17 protein-coding genes and 1 rRNA gene are annotated in these 18128 nt (G+C 59.1%); 11 read left to right on the forward strand and 7 right to left on the reverse strand.

Annotated features, from left to right (window positions below; all coding sequences use genetic code 11):
* Positions 1–94: ribosomal RNA gene (gene rrf / locus EDD75_RS07440) — 5S ribosomal RNA — on the forward strand; the annotation flags it as partial.
* Positions 95–147: 53 nt separating this feature from the next.
* On the opposite strand, the gene EDD75_RS07445 is transcribed toward rrf, so the two are convergent.
* The 3 genes from EDD75_RS07445 to EDD75_RS07455 all read right to left on the reverse strand — a co-directional run bounded on the left by EDD75_RS07445 (position 148) and on the right by EDD75_RS07455 (position 5030).
* Complete coding sequence (locus EDD75_RS07445) at positions 148–3228, reverse strand: efflux RND transporter permease subunit (protein WP_123930487.1); 3081 nt, start codon at positions 3226–3228, stop codon at positions 148–150.
* Positions 3229–3319: 91 nt separating this feature from the next.
* Entirely contained in the window at positions 3320–4420 is a 1101-nt protein-coding gene (locus tag EDD75_RS07450) for an efflux RND transporter periplasmic adaptor subunit (RefSeq protein WP_170157764.1), read from the reverse strand.
* Positions 4413–5030, reverse strand: coding sequence for a TetR/AcrR family transcriptional regulator (locus EDD75_RS07455; protein WP_123930492.1), 618 nt, complete (start codon positions 5028–5030; stop codon positions 4413–4415). Before EDD75_RS07455 ends, EDD75_RS07450 begins: the two co-directional genes overlap by 8 nt.
* Positions 5031–5370: 340 nt before the next feature.
* Here EDD75_RS07455 and metG point away from each other — a divergent pair, with 340 nt between their 5' ends.
* Both metG and EDD75_RS07465 read left to right on the forward strand, forming a co-directional pair.
* Complete coding sequence (gene metG, locus EDD75_RS07460; RefSeq protein WP_123930495.1) at positions 5371–6930, forward strand: methionine--tRNA ligase; 1560 nt, start codon at positions 5371–5373, stop codon at positions 6928–6930.
* A 3-nt stretch (positions 6931–6933) separates the two neighbouring features.
* Positions 6934–7713 carry a TatD family hydrolase gene (locus EDD75_RS07465; RefSeq protein WP_123930498.1) on the forward strand — a complete coding sequence of 260 codons (780 nt, stop codon included), beginning with the start codon at positions 6934–6936 and terminating at the stop codon, positions 7711–7713.
* 36 nt (positions 7714–7749) lie between these two features.
* Here the strand turns inward: EDD75_RS07465 and EDD75_RS07470 are convergent, their stop codons facing one another.
* Entirely contained in the window at positions 7750–8703 is a 954-nt protein-coding gene (locus EDD75_RS07470) for a DNA-methyltransferase (protein WP_123930501.1), read from the reverse strand.
* Between the two features lie 181 nt (positions 8704–8884).
* Here EDD75_RS07470 and cobO point away from each other — a divergent pair, with 181 nt between their 5' ends.
* The 4 genes from cobO (at position 8885) to EDD75_RS07490 (ending at position 12274) form a co-directional block, all read left to right on the forward strand.
* Positions 8885–9406, forward strand: a complete 522-nt coding sequence (cobO, locus tag EDD75_RS07475) for a cob(I)yrinic acid a,c-diamide adenosyltransferase (RefSeq protein WP_123930504.1) — start codon at positions 8885–8887, stop codon at positions 9404–9406.
* A 310-nt stretch (positions 9407–9716) separates the two neighbouring features.
* Positions 9717–10748 carry a resuscitation-promoting factor gene (locus EDD75_RS07480; RefSeq protein ID WP_123930507.1) on the forward strand — a complete coding sequence of 344 codons (1032 nt, stop codon included), beginning with the start codon at positions 9717–9719 and terminating at the stop codon, positions 10746–10748.
* A gap of 127 nt (positions 10749–10875) precedes the next feature.
* Positions 10876–11745, forward strand: a complete 870-nt coding sequence (gene rsmA, locus EDD75_RS07485; RefSeq protein WP_123930510.1) for a 16S rRNA (adenine(1518)-N(6)/adenine(1519)-N(6))-dimethyltransferase RsmA — start codon at positions 10876–10878, stop codon at positions 11743–11745.
* Positions 11746–11800: 55 nt separating this feature from the next.
* Positions 11801–12274, forward strand: coding sequence for a ribonuclease H-like YkuK family protein (locus EDD75_RS07490; RefSeq protein WP_123930513.1), 474 nt, complete (start codon positions 11801–11803; stop codon positions 12272–12274).
* Positions 12275–12280: 6 nt separating this feature from the next.
* Here EDD75_RS07490 and EDD75_RS07495 read toward each other — a convergent pair whose 3' ends face one another.
* A complete protein-coding gene (locus EDD75_RS07495; RefSeq protein ID WP_123930515.1) occupies positions 12281–13081 on the reverse strand; it encodes a glycosyltransferase family 2 protein in 801 nt (266 codons plus the stop codon).
* Positions 13082–13154: 73 nt separating this feature from the next.
* On the opposite strand from EDD75_RS07495, the gene yabG reads away from it, so the two are divergent.
* From yabG to EDD75_RS07515, 4 genes are all read left to right on the forward strand, one after another.
* Entirely contained in the window at positions 13155–14012 is an 858-nt protein-coding gene (yabG, locus tag EDD75_RS07500) for a sporulation peptidase YabG (RefSeq protein ID WP_123930517.1), read from the forward strand.
* Between the two features lie 25 nt (positions 14013–14037).
* A complete protein-coding gene (locus tag EDD75_RS07505) occupies positions 14038–14421 on the forward strand; it encodes a hypothetical protein (protein ID WP_123930520.1) in 384 nt (127 codons plus the stop codon).
* A 36-nt stretch (positions 14422–14457) separates the two neighbouring features.
* Positions 14458–14745 carry a FliH/SctL family protein gene (locus EDD75_RS07510; RefSeq protein ID WP_123930522.1) on the forward strand — a complete coding sequence of 96 codons (288 nt, stop codon included), beginning with the start codon at positions 14458–14460 and terminating at the stop codon, positions 14743–14745.
* A gap of 219 nt (positions 14746–14964) precedes the next feature.
* Positions 14965–16518: a DUF3794 and LysM peptidoglycan-binding domain-containing protein gene (locus tag EDD75_RS07515; protein ID WP_170157765.1), complete on the forward strand. Its 1554-nt coding sequence runs from the start codon at positions 14965–14967 to the stop codon at positions 16516–16518.
* A gap of 53 nt (positions 16519–16571) precedes the next feature.
* On the opposite strand, the gene EDD75_RS07520 is transcribed toward EDD75_RS07515, so the two are convergent.
* Positions 16572–16766 (reverse strand): hypothetical protein, encoded by a 195-nt coding sequence (locus EDD75_RS07520; protein WP_123930527.1) that lies wholly within the window; start codon positions 16764–16766, stop codon positions 16572–16574.
* Positions 16767–16782: 16 nt separating this feature from the next.
* Entirely contained in the window at positions 16783–17790 is a 1008-nt protein-coding gene (locus tag EDD75_RS07525) for a chymotrypsin family serine protease (RefSeq protein WP_123930530.1), read from the reverse strand.
* Positions 17791–18128 lie beyond the last annotated feature (338 nt).

An 18128-nucleotide genomic window follows, 5' to 3' on the forward strand; every position in this document is an offset into this window, starting at 1 on the left:
AACACCCGTTCCCATTCCGAACACGGCAGTTAAGCCCTCCAGCGCCGATGGTACTGCCCTGGCGACGGGGCGGGAGAGTAGGTCGCCGCCGGAAAGTTTTGAAAGGGGCTGTCCTCCAAATGGCAGCCCCTTTAACTCTTTTTATGTTTATCTCCGCCACCGCAGCCCGAGTGCTTTTTCCTTCAGTCCTTCCAACAAGCTATAGACTACCGGCACGACGAAGAGGGTAAGGAGCGTGGAGAATATAAGCCCGCCGATGAGAGCGACCGACATCCCTTGGCGCATCTCGGAGCCGGAGGAGAGGCCCAAAGCCAAGGGGATCATCGCCGTGACCATCGCGGCGGTGGTCATCAGGATGGGGCGGAGGCGTAAAGCGCCGGCCTGGATCAGGGCTTCGTTTACGGAGAGGCCGCGCTTTCTGGCCTGGTTGCCGAAATCGACGAGCAGGATGGCGTTCTTGGTGACGAGGCCGACGAGCATAATGAGGCCGACCATCGAGATGATGTTGATAGTGTCGCGGGTGAGCGCCAGGGCGAAGAGCGCGCCGACCAGGGCGAGCGGCACCGCAAGCCAGATGGTGAGCGGCAGGAGGAAGGACTCAAAAAGCGCCACCATGATGAGGTAAACGAAGATCAGGCTGAGCACCATGGCCGTTAAGAGGTCGCGCATTGACTCTTCAAACATCTTCTGCTCGCCGCCAAAGAAAACGGTCACGTCCGGCGGGATGGACGCGCCGGCAAGTTTTTCTTTGATTGCCCTAACCGCGTCGCCGAGGGTGTAGCCTTCAACCAGGTTGGCGTTGACGACGAAGACCCGCTGGCGGTCTACACGGGAGATTCGTTTTAGCCCCGTCTCCTGGCTGAACTTAGCCACTTGGCCGAGCCTGATAGGTTCACCCGCCCGGTTGAGTAAAAGGAGTTCGGGGAGGTCGTTGGTATCGTCGCGGGCGGCAGGGTCGGCGATGACGCGCACGTCGTACTGATCTTTGCCGTCGCTGTATTTGCCGGCCACTTTTCCTGTGAGGTAGAGGCCGACTGTCTGGATAACGTCGCTGGTGGTGACCCCGTGCGCGGCGGCAGCCTCGCGGTCCACCCGGATGTTGTACTCCGGCAGGCCGCTTTCGACCGAGGTGCGGACGTCCTGCGTACCGGGGGTAGCGGCAACGATTTTGCGGACCAGTTCGGCGGTTTCCTGGAGGCGCTGGAGGTTGTGGCCCCGTAGCTCGATCCGGAGGGCGGCGTCTTCCGCGCCGCCGAAGAGCGAGGTGAGCACAAGGCTCGACTCGAGCCCTGCCCGCCGTTCGGCAAGCGCTTTGACCTTTTCTTTCACCGGGGCGGTTTTCTCTGCGCCCCGCACCTTGAGGAGTACCTTTAACTCTGCTACGTTACTGCTCGCACCTGCGTCCCACTGCCCGGTAGTGTAGCCGATGGTGGTGAAAACGTCTTTCACTTCCGGTAGGGCGCGGATCTCCTGCTCAATTCCCTGTACCAGCGCGTCCATTTTCTCCAGCGTGGTTCCCGGCGGGGCGGAGAGCTTAAGCACAAATTCGCCCCGGTCTACCTTCGGGATGAACTCGGTTCCTACTAAATGCAGGGGTAGGAGCGCTCCGGCAGCGAGGAAGGAAAAGGTGGCGGTCGCGAGCACCGCCTTTTTGTGCGCGAGCGCCCAGGCAATTCCTTTTTCGTAGGCCCGGCTCAGCTGCGCCAAGAAGCCTTTGCCGGTGCCGTCAAGATGACCTTGAAGGGAGGTATCAGACTGTACCTGCGGGCGGGCCAACCTCGCGACCAGCAGCGGAATGAGGGTGAGCGCTACCACCAGCGAAAGGAGAGTGGCGCAAACGACCACGAGGCCAAACTCGCGGAAGATCTTACCGGCGATACCTGAGACCAGGGCGACGGGGAGAAAGACAACCGCCAGGGTTAAGGAGATGCCGGTGACGGCAAGACCGATTTCTTTACTGCTCGCAAGTGCTGCGGCCACCGGCTCTTCGCCTTTTTCGAGGTGGCGGTGGATGTTTTCGAGCACCACGATGGCGTCATCTACGACGATACCAACTACTAGGGCGGCGCCGAGGAGGGTCATCAGGTTTAGCGAAAAGCCGCAAAGCCTGACGAAGACAAGTGTACCCACCAGCGAGGTCGGAATGGTAAGCAGCACGATAAGCGCGCCCCGGAGGCTACCGAGGAAAAAGAAAATAACCACCGCGACAACCAGCACCGCTAAGCCGAGTTCCTCTTGGATACCGGCCAGGGAGTCCTTGATGAATTCTGCGGCATCGTAGGCGCAGGTGATTTTGACGCCAAAGCTTTTTTCGAGGGCCGCTACGGCTTCTCGGACTTTTTCGCTCGTTTCGATGGTGTTGGCGTCGGTGCGCTTGAAGATCGCAAGGACGATGCCCGGCCGGCCGCCCACGCGGGCGATACTCGCCGGGTCCTTGAAGGTATCGCGGATATGGGCTACGTCCCGCAGGTATATAGGCCCCGCTTTGGTGTTGGCGACGATAATCTGTTCAAGTTCCCGGGGGACCGTCACCTGGGATTTTACCCGGACGACAAAATTTTCCCCCGCCTGCTCCACCCGGCCGGCCGGAACGTCCTGGTTGTCCCCCTGGAGCGCCGCCAGGACCTGGAGGAGCGAGATTTTATAAGCTTCGAGCTGCTCTGGCTGGACTTCAACCCGGATTTCCCGCTCCCGGCCGCCCAAGAGCAAGACGCGGCTGACGCCTTCCGTCTGCTGGAGGCGGGGCTGAATTTCATTTTTGACCAGGTTGTAGAGTGTTGCTTCGGGAAGGTTACCCGTTACCGAAAGCTGAAGAACCGGGGTGTCGTTGAGGTTAAACTGCTGGATGGTGGCCGGTTCAATATCCGGAGGCAGTTGGTGCACGGCGGCGTTGTATTTCCGCTGGACTTCGTTCGTGGCTACGTCCGGGTCGGTATCCAGCTTGAAGCCGATCCAGATAACGGCCATTCCCTCCTGGGAAAAGGAGTTGAGGTGGTCGAGGTTGTTGAGGGAAGAGAAAGCATCCTCTAAGGGCTTGGTTACCTTTTGCTCGACCTCTTCCGGACCCGCGCCGGGATAAGGTACCATCACCGCCACGTAAGGAAACTGCATTTTAGGTAAAAGGTCGGCCGGGAGATGAAAGTAGCTAAAGAGGCCCAGAACGAACAGGGCAATAAAAACTACCGTAGTAAATGACGGACGGCTTAAAGAAAGCTCGGTAAGCTTCATTAATTAATCCCCCGAAATGGCTGCTGATTTCCGCAACCCGTTAGACTTTTCTTCTTCCGTCGCACGCCTTAATTTCATCCTTCGATTCTGGCTATTCTCCTTCGGTCACCGGGGTGCCGTCTTGCAGCAGGTTTTGGCCGAAGACTACCACCCTTTCGCCTGGCTTGAGCCCTTCTAACACCAGGATATTACGCGCGTCGCTTTGGCCGGTTTTGATCTTTTGGACGCGGGCTTTACCTTTTTTAACGGTAAAAATGGTTGCGGTGCCGGTTTCATCTTGGGTTATGATGGCCGCGCGCGGGATGACGGTTCCTTTGATGGGGGCCGTCTGGAGACGGACGTAGCCGAAGATGCCCGGCTTCAGGCTCTGCCGCGCCGTGGCCGGGAGGAGGAGTTCGATGGTGAAGGCGCGGTTGGCGGGATTGGCGACGCTGCCTACTGTTTTTACCGTGCAGGGGAACGCCTTCCCCGGGCAGGCCGGGGTGGTGAAAGTCCCCCGCTGCTCCGGAAAAACGAGGCGCAGTTGTGGTGCGGCTATGGTAGCCTTCACTTTGAGCCGCGTGTCGTCAACGAGCGTCAAAAGCTTCGTTCCCGGAAAAACGGTCTGCCCGGCGGCAACAAAAGTCTCCACTACGCTGCCGCTGCAGGGAGCGGTGATGGTCGCGTCGCGGACCGTCTTTTCCGCGAGCTGCAGGTCGGCACGGGCGGCGTTATAGGCGGTTTCGGCGCTCTCTAACATGAAGCGCGCGTTTTCCCACTCGGCCTGGGCGATGGCCTCTTCTTGGTAGAGTGCGTCTGCCCGCGCGAAGGCGAGCCGCGCTTTTTCTAAGTTGATCCGGGCGTTGTTTACCTGCTCCTGGGCCTTGGCTACCGTCAGCCGCTGGTTCTCGCTTTCGAGGACGGCCAATACCTGGCCCGCCCGCACCCGGTCGCCGGCGCGGACGTTGAAGGCGGTTACGGTTCCCTGGGTTCTGGCGTTGAGTTCGACCTCTTTTTCGCCGGTTACCGTGCCGGTGATGGTGAGCGCGGGCGTGATAGCGCCTGCAACCACCGGTGCCGTCTTGACCGCTACCGGCTTCTCTACTGCCTTTTGCGCCGGCGCGGTTTTCTGGGGGCAGCCGGAGCAGAGCGCGCCGGTGATCAGGAGTGCCAGCAGTAGCGTTGCGGAACGGAAAAAGTTTTTCTTACCCACGGTTCTTGCTCCCTTCGGCGGCAATTCCGTCCCAGATAATCTCTAAGTGAGCAGCCAAGAGTGCCGCTGGCTCTCCCCGTGCGGGGTTGGCCAGCCAGGAAAACAGAGTGTAGTAATAAACGCCCACTAAGAATGAGGCTAATTGTGGCGCGCTGAAGCGGGGAGAGACCTGCCCGGCGGCGATGGCTTCCGCGAAAAGGGGAATGAGAAGCCCTTCAAATTCGCTGATTAGCTGGATCTCTTCGGCCACTAAAAGGGACGAGCGGAGGATCTCGAGGATCGTCGCCTTCATTAATTCGGGATCCGTGTCAATCCGGGTGAGCAGATCTTTGAAGATCAACTGCAGGCGCGCTTTGATCTCTTTGACGCCCGCGTGGCGGCGAATGCTTTCCCGCAGGAGCACGATCTGCCCCTGTCCTAAGTGGAGAAGGATCGCCTCCTTCCGGGGAAAATAATTGTAAAAAGTACCTTTAGCGACGCCGCACGCGCTGGTGATTTCATCTACGGTAACGTTTTCGAAGCCCCGTTCCTTGAAGAGCCGGAGCGCCTGGAGATAGATTTCTTCCTTGAGTTCTCTTTTGCGGCTTTCCCTGAGACTTTCTTTGCTCAAGCCATTCTCCCCCGGGGTATTGTGACCCGGGTCATTTTCTGACCGGAGTCATAATTTATTATGCCGGAAGGCGGCGTTTTTGGCAAGGAAAAATTTGCCGCCGGTTTTAAAAAATTTTGGTCTTCGGGCAGATGGCGTTCCGAGAGCTTCAGGAGAGTACGGCCTGGGCAGGAAACGACTTTAGCGGGTCGCCGAAGGGGTAGAGGAGAGAGGTTCCGAAGGTCAGCTTGACAGCCTCTCGCTTCTCCAATAGAATGAAATTTGGTTTTGCTGCCGTTTTGCGGGTAATCCTTACGGTAAAAAATTCTTAAACTTACAAGGCTGTGGAAGGAGTAGGACCTTGGCGGCGGAAAAAGAAGCGGCGCGGCCCACCTTTTACATCACCACGCCGATTTATTATCCGAGCGACAGGCTTCACATCGGCCACGCTTATACCACCGTGGCGGCGGATACCGTAGCGCGGTTCAAACGCCTCCAGGGCTACGATGTTTATTTCCTCACCGGGGCGGACGAGCACGGACAGAAGATTGAGCGTACCGCCCAGGCGAAAGGGAAAAAACCGAAGGAGTACGTGGACGAGATCGTCGCCACCTTCAAGGAACTCTGGGCGCGGCTCAAGGTCGAATATAGCGATTTCATCCGGACAACTGAAGAGCGCCACCGGGTGGTGGTGGAGAAGGTTTTCCGGCAGCTATACGACCAGGGTGACATTTATAAGGCGGCGTATGAGGGTTGGTACTGCACCCCCTGCGAGACCTTCTGGACCGAGCGGCAACTGGTGGATGGGAACTGCCCCGACTGCGGCCGGCCGGTAGAACTTTTACAGGAGGAAAGCTACTTCTTCCGCCTCTCGAAATATGCCGACCGGCTCCTTGACTATATCGAAACCCACCCCGACTTTATCCAGCCTGTCTCCCGCCGCAACGAGATGATCAATTTTATCCGGCAGGGATTGGAGGACCTCTGCGTTTCCCGCACCACTTTTTCCTGGGGCATTCCGGTACCTTTCGATCCCCGCCATGTAATCTACGTCTGGATTGATGCCCTGACGAACTACATTTCGGCTTTGGGGTACGGGACGGAGAAAGACGCCCTTTTCCGGCGCTACTGGCCGGCAGATGTGCACCTGGTGGGTAAGGATATCGTTCGCTTTCACACCATTATCTGGCCGATTCTGCTGATGGCCATCGGGGTGGAACTGCCGAAGCGGGTGGTGGGCCACGGCTGGCTTTTGGTGGATGGCGGCAAGATGTCCAAATCCAAGGGGAACGTGGTTGACCCCCACGTGCTGCTCGATAAATACGGCGTGGACGCGGTACGCTACTACCTTTTGCGGGAGCTTGCCTTCGGCGCGGACGGCTACTACCTCGAAGACAATCTCATCGGGCGGATCAACAGCGACCTGGCGAACGACCTCGGGAACTTGCTGCACCGGACGCTCACCGTCTGCGAAAAATTCGGCGGCGGGATAGTGGGACCACCGGGGCCGCCGGAGGGGCCGGATGAAGAGTTAATCGAAATCACCAAAGAAACGCCGGCTAAGGTGGCGGCATTGGTGGATGGTTTGCAACTTGCGGAAGCCCTGGCGGCTCTCTGGCAACCGGTCAGCCGGGCAAACAAGTACCTGGACGAGACGGCGCCCTGGAACTTAGGGAAGGACCCGGCCCAGCGGGAGCGCTTCAATGCGGTAATTTACAATGTGTTGGAGGTTTACCGCTTTGTGACGGTACTGCTCGGTCCCTTTATGCCGGGTTTTCCGGAGCGGGTCTGGCCGCAGCTCGGTATCGCGGACCGGCCTGACCTTCATACTTTTGCTTCGCTTGAATGGGGGAAATTTCCACCAGGGGTTAAGGTGGAGCGGCGCGGTCCGCTCTTCCCGCGGATTGAGGTTAAGAAGTAGGCTATGGCTGCAGAGTTAACCGATACCCACTGCCACCTTGACGACGAACGCTATGAAACGGACAGGGCGGCTGTGGTTGGGCGGGCACGCGCCGCGGGCGTGACGCGGCTCGTCACCGTCGGCTACGATCTTGCTTCCTCCCGGCGGGCGGTTGAACTTGCCGCTGCTTTGCCAGGGGTTTACGCGGTGGTAGGCGTGCACCCCCACGATGCTGCCGGCGTGCCGCCGGACTACCTGGAAGAGCTGCGCCAGCTAGCGCGTGCGCCACAGGTGGTGGCGATTGGGGAGATCGGTCTTGATTTTTACCGGGATCTTTCGCCCCGCCCGGTGCAGCGGGAGGTTTTTGTAGCCCAGCTTTACTTGGCACGGGAACTCGGCCTGCCGGTTGTTATCCACTGCCGCGAGGCGCTGGGCGAAGTTTACGCGATATTGCAACGGGAGGCGGTAGGGCTTTCCGGCGTGATGCATTGTTTTTCCGGTGGTTGGGAGGAGGCCAAGCGTTTTTTGGCGCTTGGCTTTTACCTTTCAATTGCCGGACCGGTTACCTTCGCTGGTGCCCGCCGGCCGGTAGAAGTGGTGCGGCAGATGCCGATAGAGCGGCTGCTGCTTGAAACCGACGCCCCGTATCTCACACCGGTGCCCCACCGGGGCAAGCGCAATGAGCCTGCTTATCTGGTTCACACCGCGCAAAAAGTAGCCGCAATCCGGGGAATCAGCCTGGAGGAACTCGCTGCGGCTACGACCGCGAACGCGGCGCGCCTTTTCGGGTTACCCACATTTTAGATAGATGGGCGCTGGCTGCTCCGCAGCTTACCCGCGTCAGCGCGAGATACTCCCCGTGGCAGAGAGCGTTTCTTTGTCCGCGGTCGCGGAGCGGCTCCGCTGGTCAGGGTTTTCGCTTTTCTGGATATCACTCCCAAGAAAACTGCGGATGCGCTCTACTGCGGTTTTCAAGTATGCCGCGTCGATCTCGAAGCCGACCACGCTGACCCCTAACCGCAGGCAGGCCAGGGCGGTGCTGCCGATGCCCATGAAAGGGTCCAGCACCAGGCGCGTGTCTTTAACGCCGTGCAGCTTGATGCACATCTCCGGCAGGGCCACCGGGAAGGTCGAAGGGTGGGGCCGCTGCTTTTCCCGGTCCCAGATCGTTTCGTAAGGGATGAACCAGGTGTTGCCCCGGCACCTCTTGTCCTGCCGCGCCTTTTTCCAGCGGCCGATGTTCGACTTGTCCTGGTAAGGGACCCCGATGGCCAGCCGGTCCAAAACGACGCGGCCGGTCTTAGTGAAGTGGAAGATGTACTCGTGGTTGTCGTGGAGGAAGCGGCTCCCCCCGATCGGCTTGTAGTGGCCCACGGCGATGTCGTCGCGGATTGCCGGATAATTGCCGACCGATTTTTTCTCGATGGCAATCGATTTTACCCAGTGGATCACGTTCTGGAGCACGAAGTGGGAGCGTAGGCGCTGGGCTACGTCAAGCGGAATCCAGGGGTCGCTCGGTTTGCCGCCGACGTTGAGAAAGAAGGAGCCGTCCGGCTTTAGCACCCGTTTTATTTCCACCGCTACTTCTTCGAGCCACGCGAGATAATCTTCGCGCGGCATCCTGTCGTTGTGCCGGTTGTAATGGATGCCGATGTTGTAAGGCGGTGAGGTCACCACCACGTCGAATGAGCCAGCCAGGTCACGGTTCCTCATCCCGGCGAGGCAGTCTTCCAGGTAAAGCGTTACCCGGTCCGGGAGGTAGAAATAAGGCTCGCCTACGGGTAGATCCGGCATAACTTTGCCTCTGCGTCTCCCTTCAAAATGGTAAACACAGAATCGTAGAGAACTTCGCCTTTCACCTAGAAAGTCCTGCCGGTCTTTTAACCGCGTAGGCTTTCTACCCTAGTCCGTATAGAGGAAGCGGATGGGTCCCTGGCGAAGAGGAAAGGCGAAATTCTTAAAAGAGGTGGGGCAAATGGCACAAGGCTTGGTAATGGTTTTCACCGGTGATGGAAAAGGGAAAACGACGGCGGCGCTGGGAATGGCTTTGCGGGCCTGGGGGCACGGGATGCGGGTTTTCATCGTCCAGTTCGTGAAGAGCGACCGGGTAATGACGGGGGAACGCCTGGCTGCGGCACAATTAGGGGAGCGATTCGTCATCAAGACACTCGGCGAAGGCTTCGTTTTTCCGGCGGATGATCGCGACCGCCACCGGGAGGCGGCGGCGCGGGCCCTGGCGGCGGCGCGAGAGGCACTGACCGGCGGCTACGACATGGTGGTCCTCGACGAGATCACCCACGCGCTGCGGCACGGGTTGGTCAGCGAAGAAGCGGTGCTGATGCTTATCGATGCCAAACCGCCGGCGGTGCACCTGGTGCTCACGGGGCGGGACGCACCGCCGGCGTTACTCCAACGGGCGGACCTGGTAACGGAGATGCGGGTGGTGAAGCACCATTATGCGCGGGGCATACCGGCGCAAAAGGGGGTCGAATATTAGCGGCGCGAGTTATGTTCGGGGCATACCGAGGCGTTTAAGGTCTAAAATTTAATAAAAATAATTGTCATTACCAGAAAAATAATACAACCTTAGCCTGGTTTCTTCTTGCACGCGCGATTGCTCACGTGCTATGGGTGAGCGTAACAAACAGAGCCTAGGGGCGCCCGTCGAAAATTCACGCGAAAAAGGTGGAGAGCTGGCCTCAAATAACCAAAAATCGTTCCAATTCGCAGCAGGAATTCCTATCCCACCCGCCGAATAAAATAGTCGTAAAATTCGCAGACCTTTTGAGAGAAACGGCGGTGAGTTTATGGAATGGTATGTTATTGCCCGGAGGCGGGGAACGGGAGAAGCCTCTCTTTCTTCCGGGAAAAAAGAGGCGCGCCGGTTATCGAGGACGCGGCTTGCCATTGGCTTTTTCTTTGTCCTCCTGGTAGCCCTTGGGGTGACGGGTTACGCGTGGGCGCAAAAGAAGGTTACCCTCACCGTTGACGGGAAAACGCTTCCGGTCAAGACTTTCCAGATGGATGTGGCCGGACTTTTGCAGCAGGCGGGGGTGAAACTGGGCCCCGAAGACACAGTGGTGCCGGGAATGAGGACCCGGCTGTGCGAAGGGATGCAAGTGAAGGTCATCCGTGCGCTGCCGGTCACGGTAACCGTGGACGGTGCTACGCACCAGTATCTGACCAGGGGCAAAACGGTGGCCGACCTGCTGCGGGAAGAGAAAATCCGGGTAGGGAAAGAGGATATCGTGTTGCCGTCCCCGGATACGGAGCTGTCTGCCGGCACCACGGTGAGGATCACGCGCGTAACCCGGGCCATCCAGGAAAAGAAGGTATCGCTTCCTTACGGGGTGAAACGGAAGCCAACGGCTTCCCTCCTGAAGGGGCAGACCAGGGTGCTGGTGGCGGGCCAGAACGGGCTGGCCGTGGAACGGTGGGAGGTTACTTACCACGACGGTAAGGAAAAAGCACGGCGGCTTGTGGAGCGGCGGGTGGTCCGGCAGCCGGTAGACCGGGTGGTTCAGGTCGGCATCCTGCGGACGATTTCCCGTGGTGGGGAGGAGCTGCGTTTCACCCGGGTCCTCACCATGCTAGCGACAGCCTATACCTACACCGGCCGCAATACGGCCTCCGGCATTCCGCCGCGCGAGGGGGTAGCAGCCGTTGATCCGGCAGTGATTCCCTTCGGCACGCGGCTTTACATCGAGGGCTACGGACACGCACTGGCCTGCGACCGGGGAAGCAGCATCAGGGGTAACCGGATCGACGTCTTCTTCTCTTCCTGGGCAGAAGCGCGGGCGTGGGGTATGCGGTACGTGCGGGTCTATCTTCTTGAGTGATAAGATTTTGGCCTCAAAGCCTTGCGGGGTATAAAGGTTTGGAGGGGGTGCCCCCTCCTTGATTTTTTTGCGAGCGGTTTCTGCTATAATAAGCGTTGTAAGGCACCCTGGAGCTGGAGGGACCGCCTTGGATGAACTCGCTTCCCTGGCGACGGTGCGGGCCTTACTGCGCCAGTACGGTATCAGGCCCAGGAAGCGCTGGGGGCAGAATTTCCTTATCAATCCCGGAATCCTGGAAAAGATTGTGGCGGCTGCAGAAATCTCCCCCGCGGATACCGTGGTAGAAGTCGGGCCGGGTATCGGGGCGCTTACCGCGCGTCTGACGGCTCTGGCCGGCCACGTAGTTGCCGTAGAGATAGACCGGTCGCTGGTTGCGCTGCTGAAAGAACGCTTTTCGGCTTGTCCCAACCTTTTCCTGGTTGAAGGGGACGCCTTGAAGGCGGACTTTGACGCCCTCGTTAGGGCTGCTGGCGGAACCTTGCCTTATAAAGTTGTGGCTAACCTGCCCTATTACGTCACCACCCCCCTTCTAACACGTCTTCTGAACACCAATTTTACGGTGAGTCTGCTCGTCGTCATGGTCCAGAAAGAGGTGGCCCTGCGCTTGGTCGCCCGCCCGGGGACGAAGGAGTACGGCTCACTCTCGGTTTTGGCGCAGTACCGGAGCGAAGCCGAGCTGGTAACGGTCGTATCAAGAGGGAGCTTCTTCCCGGCACCGGCGGTGGATTCGGCGGTGGTTAAGCTGCGGCTCCGGAGTGCGCCTCCGGTTGCTGTTCCCGATGAAGGTCTTTTCTTCCGGGTGGTCCGGGCGGCTTTCGGTCAGCGGCGCAAAACGCTCCTGAACGCTCTGGCGGGGGCGGGACTCGGCCGCGGCAGGCAGGAATGGGAAGCGGTCCTGAAGCAGGCCGGCATTGACCCGCAGCGGCGGGGCGAGACGCTCGACCTTGCGGCGTTCGCAGCGATAGCGCGGGTACTGGCCGAGGGGGTAAAAGAGTAAAAAGCGCGGATTTATGTTATAATGGTCGTGTAAGGATTCTGGAGAAGGGGTAACCATGAACTTCGTCAGCCCCACGAAGGGGAAATTGAGCTTCAACGAGATGATGGCCGATATCATCGAGTTTATCAAGGGGCTACCTACATCGGCCTACAAAATAATCATCGGTTCCGATTCCCAGGTGATTCACGGCGAAACCCACTTTATCACCGCGGTAATCGTGCACCGTCTGGGCAAGGGAGCGCGCTACTTTTACCGCAAACGCACCCAGCGTAAGGTGAGGAGTCTCCGCCAGCGGATTTTTCTCGAAACCTCCCTCAGTTTAGAAATCGGCGGGATGGTGACGCAGGCGCTTAATACGGCCGGTCTTGAGGACCAGAAGATCGAGATTCATATCGACGTGGGAAATCACGGGGAGACACGAGAGCTCATCCGGGAGGTCGTCGGCATGGTGGTGGGAAGTGGCTTCAAAGCGAAGATCAAACCGGAGGCTTATGGCGCGTCGACCGTGGCGGACAGGCACACAAAATAACCCGGCTTATGCCGGGTTATTCATTTCCCGGAGGAAAGAGGCAAGGAGGTCCCGCCGGCGCGCGGAGTTGTAGCCGTCGTAGCAAACGCCGTCCTTTTCGCGGGAGCGGGGAAGCCCCCGGCAGATGGCGAGAGCTTCTATGTAGTCCCCGATGATGGTGGCGGCGATCCGCAGTGAGTGAAGCGGGCTGCGGGGCGGCGAACCGAGCGCGGCATGGGGTAGGTGTGCCGCCACCCCTATCCGCAGCCCGGCGCGCGCGGCAAGACACAAGGCCACGGGCGGAACCGCTATCTCTTCAAGCGGTACGGTTTCGAGCAACCTGCGGGAAACAGCGTGGGGCCCGTGGCTTGGGGATGCTGCCCCGAGCTGCGCGAGGCCGAGAGCCTCGTTGAGCTCCCGCCGGTAGGCCACAATCTGTTGCACTAAGGGCTCCGCTGCCGGCGGCGTATCCGGGGGGTAGCAGTCGGTGAGCCCCATGTCGAGACCGCCGGTCACTGCGGCGGCTAGTTGCCGGAGCACCTTGAGGGGTACGCGATGCATATCCCCGTCCACAAAAAGGGTTACCTTTGCCCCTGACTTCAAGGCGCAGGCCGCGCCAATAGCCCGAGGAACATCCACCCCCAAGGCCGGGGCGAAAAAAACCGGCTTGATTTTAGCCGGCGGGAAGCGTTTTATCTCGGCCCAAGTCCCGTCAGTTGAGCCGTTAACCACCACAATTGTCAGATCCACCGGTAAGGATAAGAGTTTGGCTACCACTTTTCCAATGCGTCCGGCTTCGTTATGGGCAGGCACTACCGCGCAAATCAAGCTTCCATCCCCTTCTGGCGTTTAAGCTTTCTTTTACATAATATGTAAAAAACGGTAGAGGGGACTGGTTGCCGTGGCTTCTTTTCGCGAAGGGGACGTTGTGGCCCGGCGCTCCCATGAAATGGATGTGCTCTTCAAAATCATGCGTCTTTTTGCCAAGGATGATGGGAAAGAATATGCGCTCCTGAAGGGTATCGATTTCCGGTTGGTTTGCGATGCGCCGCTCGAAGATCTGGTGCTGCTGAAGCCAGACGAAATAGCGGCACACTGGCGACAGGTTTTTGCGCGGAACAGCGAGATTATCCGGCGTAGCCTGGCCAGGCGGACCGAAGGTTTCCCCAATATGCGGGATGGCGGGACCATCGAGGCTTTCACGGTTCCGGGCAGGGTCCTCCACATAGACGGGGACCGCGATTATGTAGAACTCTGTCTCACCACTTACAAACAGATGGGGGTACCGGCAAGCGCTTACGTAATTCCGGAAGAAAGGCAGCCGAAGGCCGTGGCGGAACTCCTGCCGAGGCACCTTCCCGACATCCTGATTGTAACGGGTCACGACAGTTTTCTGCCGGAGAAGGGCGATTTCAAGGACCTCGCCAGCTACCGCAACTCCCGCTACTTTGTCGCCGCCGTGAAGGCCGCCAGGATTTTTGAGCCCGACCGGGACGCGCTGGTAATCTTCGCCGGCGCCTGCCAGTCCCATTACGAGGCGCTTCTCGCGGCCGGGGCAAACTTTGCCAGTTCCCCGCGCCGGGTGCTGATCCACGCCTTCGACCCCGTCTTCATTGCGGAAAGGGTGGCCTACACACCCGTTCACCAGTCCGTCCCTTTGCAGGAGGCGATTGAACATACGATCACGGGCTATGCCGGAATCGGCGGGATTGAGACGCAGGGCCGGCTCCGCCTGGGGGTGCCAAAGTCGCCTTACTGACATAGATTGAATAAGGGGCAGAAGGATGCGCCGTGTATGTTTGGAGGTGCTCGGCGGGATACCGGTTGTCGGCCCGCTTTTTCATGACTATGAAGCGGCACGGCGGGCAGCGTTGCGGTGGCTCGTAAGGTTAGCGCAGTTTTCCGGTGGCGATGGCGATGCGGTTCAGGTGGGGGTTGAACGGCGGGAGGATCTTTACACGTTGGTGATAGCGGTGAACGGCAGGATTTTGCACCGGCTGGAAGGTCTCGACGAAGTCCTGCTCTGGCGCCTGCAGCGGGAGTTCCGGCGGCGGTGCGTCTTTGTCGTCACGAGCTTTGCGGACGGGCAGAAGCCGCGACCCCTCGTCTGGACGGAGGGACTCGGCCTCGTTATTTTCCAGCGGCCGCTGGCGCGAAAGTTTACATAATACCGGCTTGCCCGGCAGGGAGGCAGAAGGAAATTCATGGACCGGCAGGAAAGGTTTCGCATCGGCTGGCAGGCGGGTTACAATCAGGGATACATGGAAGGTTTCGATGCGGGCTATGAGGCAGGGTTCGAACGCGGGAAAAGTTTCGGCTACAATGAGAGCTATGCCGCCATCCTGGCGTGGAAGGAGGAAGTCCTTCTGACCCTCCGGCACCTAAGGGAGCTACTCTCCCGGCGGAAGGTCGATCTTTGCGGTGCCCCGGCAGACGAGGTCCGGAAACTAATCGAGAAGCTGGGCAACCTGGAGCTTTCTTGCGGGCCGTAGTCGCCGGTTATATAGATGACAGACCGAGGCGGAAAGCGGTTAGCTGGCGGGGTTATTCCCGCCTTTTTGGCGTGTCAGCGCAGGCAGCGCCGGGGCGACAATTTATCTCCACCCGCATATATTGCTATGGAAACAGGTGGCATGGCAAGGAATAACTGGTATAACATCTGTGCTCGGGTTACTGGTGTGCGGCAAGGAAATAAGGGGAGGGTTTCGGCTATGGTGTGTGCCGGCAAATATGAGCTTCTGAAGGTAAACCAGGTGGTGGGGGAGGCTGCCGCCACCTTCAGGCAGGAGGAGGAAGTGGCGCTTCGACCGGAGCATCCCGGGGTAGAAACGCTTCTCAGCGTGAAAGGAAGACCGCGGGTAAAGCGGGTGGAAGTTCTCCCCGGCAGGGTTCTTATTGAGGGCGGGGTGGAGCTTCAACTTACATATGTCGCGTGCGTACCCGAAAAACCGGTTTACGCCGCGCATCTGGAGGTCCCCTTCTCCCACAGCCTAAATGTGGCCGGGGCGTTGCCGGGGATGAACGCTCATGTGACTGCGCTGGTAAAGGCAAACGAACTTAGACCGAAAGCGTCGTGCGGCAGGGAGTTCACTGCCGTAGTGGCGCTTGACCTCCAGGTTAAAGTAACAGAGCACAAGGAGATCGAAGTGCTTGTGGAAGCCCCTTCCGGGGTCGAAGTTAAGGAGACGAAAAGGTTGCGTGTGGATGACGTTGTGGCCACCACCAGCGCGGAAGTGCTGGCCCTGGGCGAGTGTGTGGTGCCGGAGGAGAAGCCGGCGGTGGCAGAGGTCCTGGATCTGCTTACGGAAACCGAAATTACGCGGGCGGAAACCGCGACGGATGAGGTATATCTATCTGGTAATCTGCACGCTCACGTTGTTTACCGGGCGGCAAACGCGGCCGGCTCCGTCTATCATTTAGAATGTATGGTGCCTTTCGGCCAAACGGTGGCCGTAGCAGGGGTAAAAGAGAAAATGACGGTACAGGTGGAGGCCCGAACGCTTGTGGCGGAAGCGGCGCCAAAAGATGCTCCTTCCCGCGCGCTGGCCGCCCGCGCGCTGATCTCGTGCCGGATTCTGGTCGTAGAGCCCAGGCAGCTCGACGTGGTTACCGCGGTTACGGGGGCTGCGGTGGTGGAGAAGGCGAAGCTGCGGGTGGAGACCGTTGTGGGCGAAAATAGTGCCACGGTGGCCCTCGCCGAAGTCGCGGTCGTACCGCCGGCGGACCCGCCGGCGAAGAGGATCCTGGTGACCGAGCCCCTGGGCGTCACCATTGTGGCGGCCGAAGTTATTGACGATATTGTGGTGACGCGCGGTCGGGCCGGTATCCGGGTTATCTATGCGGCGGCGACTCCGGACGAAGAGGTATATGCCGCCGATGCGCAGCTTGACTTCACCGCCAGGGTGAGTGTTCGGGGGGCAAAGCCGGGCTACGGTGTGCACATTTTGCCGGCGATCGACTACGCGGTGGCCCGGGTGAAAGAAGGCGGTATCGTCGTCGATGCGGCCGTGACGGTTCTGGCAAAGGTTACGGAAACGGTTCAGCAAGGAGTTATCACCTGCATCAAGCTGCCGGAGGTCTCTCCGGCTCCGCCCGTGACGCTGATCCGGCATCCCGTTGCTCCCGGAGACACCTTTTATAATCTGGCCGAGCGCTACGGAACTACCGTAGAGGCGATCATGGCTGCGAATCCCGGTGTTGATCCGGATAACCTTCAGGTGGGGCAGATTATCAATATCCCCGTGGCTCCGGGTGACCCGGCTTAGCGCCACAGTAATTTGGGAGCGTTGCGGTCCAAGGATAAGGGGCTGACCTCAGGTCAGCCCCTCAATTTTTGCAATTCGATTACCCCCTGATTGAAATTTTGCATCCCCTGGCGGATATTCCGGATTGCTTCTTTGGTGTTCTGGGCGGCAGTGGCGATAGTTTCAAGTCGTTGTTCTACATCGGGGTTGAGACTGGCAAGCAGCAGGGCCGCCAGAGCTAAAGCGCTAAACGGAAGACCGTTGGGCAATGAGCACCCCTCCCATTCAGAAGCGAACGGCAAGCGCATCCAAGACGTTTTGGATGCGGTTGCACACCGTATAGGTATCGGAACCGGCAAAGAGCAGCCCTACCGCCCTGTTTTTGTCGTCGAGCACGAGGGAGCCGCTATCGCCAGGTCTGCTCATCGCGTCGGTGATAAACTGCTCTTCGAAGAAGGCTTCTTCGTTATTCCCGATATCCACACTTACCGTTGCGTGCGTGTAACGGACGGTGCCGGTGGTGAGGTCGGTGGTCCGGCCGCATTTTTTAACCGGCATTCCCGGTTCCGCTTCCGCCGTTCCCCGGACGGGACCGATCTTCAGTATTTCGGGTGTTATGAGCCCCGGATCAGTGGGTGCCGCTGCGGCGCAATCAACGAGGTTGTAAGTCTCTGTAAGCCGGAAGAGACGCAGCGAGTAGTTGGGCCGGTAGACGCGCAACAGGGTGTTCATATACCATTCGAGCCCGGCAGCCACGGGGCAGGTTGCCGGTTCCTCTTTGTAGCGGAGGGGAACAAACCGTTCTAAGGTTCCGATCACGTCTTTATCGGCGTGCCCCCCATCGTACGGGCCGGGCTGAAGGATAGGGTCGCCCCGGCGCGCCCTCCCGTCAGTACCGTTGGTGCGGTTGGCCAGGATGTGGTTGTTGGAAAGGATGAGGGGTTTGCCGGATTGGCGGTCGTAAACCACGGCGCCGAAGGTCCCGGCGGTGATCCGGTAATGGCCGATGCTTACCCCCGGCGGGGCGGGCCGGTAGCGGTCGCTGTTTTCAACTAACAGGCGAAATCTCCCGGTCTCTACGACGTCGGTCTTGATTTTTTCGATGCTTTTCGGGACAAGGGCCGCGCGGGGTAGGAACTCCGGGGGTAGCTTTTTCGCTACAAAAACAACAAGCGCCGGCTCACCCGTTTCCGTGCCGCGCGTTTGCTTGCTGCCGATTCCTACGCCCACCACGTTCGGCAGGTTGATGAGGTTTTTCCGGTGCCGTTTGAGCGCTTGGCGCAAAAGGTCCATTTTTTTCACCGCCTTAAAATCGGGAGAAGGAACCCTGGGGCTCCTTCTCCCGCCGGTTAAGTTATTTTGTTCCCGGTAAAGGTTAGAAACAAAAACAGGATGATGGTGAGGATGAGCCAGATGTTTATTACGACATCCCGAACCCGCATTAGCTAAGCCCTCCTCCCCCTGGTCTTGGTTATAATGCCAAGTAGCCGGAAAGGGCGGGGAGGAGCGGTCTTAACCGACCGCCTTGTAGCTCATTGCGGGCAAGAATACCAGGAACGCGATAAGGATTAGGAGCAGAATCAGCCAGATCGAAGTGACATCCTCGGTATACGGCATGGTATCTTCCCTCC

It is taken from the genome of Thermodesulfitimonas autotrophica, from assembly GCF_003815015.1.
In the GTDB taxonomy this organism is placed as follows: domain Bacteria; phylum Bacillota; class Desulfotomaculia; order Desulfotomaculales; family Ammonificaceae; genus Thermodesulfitimonas; species Thermodesulfitimonas autotrophica.

Bases quoted from the DNA above. Each gene is read 5' to 3' on its own strand.
- EDD75_RS07510 (WP_123930522.1), top strand. From the start codon at position 14,458: ATGGACCGGCAGGAAAGGTTTCGCATCGGCTGGCAGGCGGGTTACAAT.
- EDD75_RS07525 (WP_123930530.1), bottom strand. From the start codon at position 17,790: ATGGACCTTTTGCGCCAAGCGCTCAAACGGCACCGGAAAAACCTCATC.
- EDD75_RS07515 (WP_170157765.1), top strand. From the start codon at position 14,965: ATGGTGTGTGCCGGCAAATATGAGCTTCTGAAGGTAAACCAGGTGGTG.
- EDD75_RS07445 (WP_123930487.1), bottom strand. From the start codon at position 3,228: ATGAAGCTTACCGAGCTTTCTTTAAGCCGTCCGTCATTTACTACGGTA.
- EDD75_RS07505 (WP_123930520.1), top strand. From the start codon at position 14,038: ATGCGCCGTGTATGTTTGGAGGTGCTCGGCGGGATACCGGTTGTCGGC.
- EDD75_RS07480 (WP_123930507.1), top strand. From the start codon at position 9,717: ATGGAATGGTATGTTATTGCCCGGAGGCGGGGAACGGGAGAAGCCTCT.
- EDD75_RS07490 (WP_123930513.1), top strand. From the start codon at position 11,801: ATGAACTTCGTCAGCCCCACGAAGGGGAAATTGAGCTTCAACGAGATG.
- EDD75_RS07465 (WP_123930498.1), top strand. From the start codon at position 6,934: ATGGCTGCAGAGTTAACCGATACCCACTGCCACCTTGACGACGAACGC.
- cobO (WP_123930504.1), top strand. From the start codon at position 8,885: ATGGCACAAGGCTTGGTAATGGTTTTCACCGGTGATGGAAAAGGGAAA.
- EDD75_RS07470 (WP_123930501.1), bottom strand. From the start codon at position 8,703: ATGCCGGATCTACCCGTAGGCGAGCCTTATTTCTACCTCCCGGACCGG.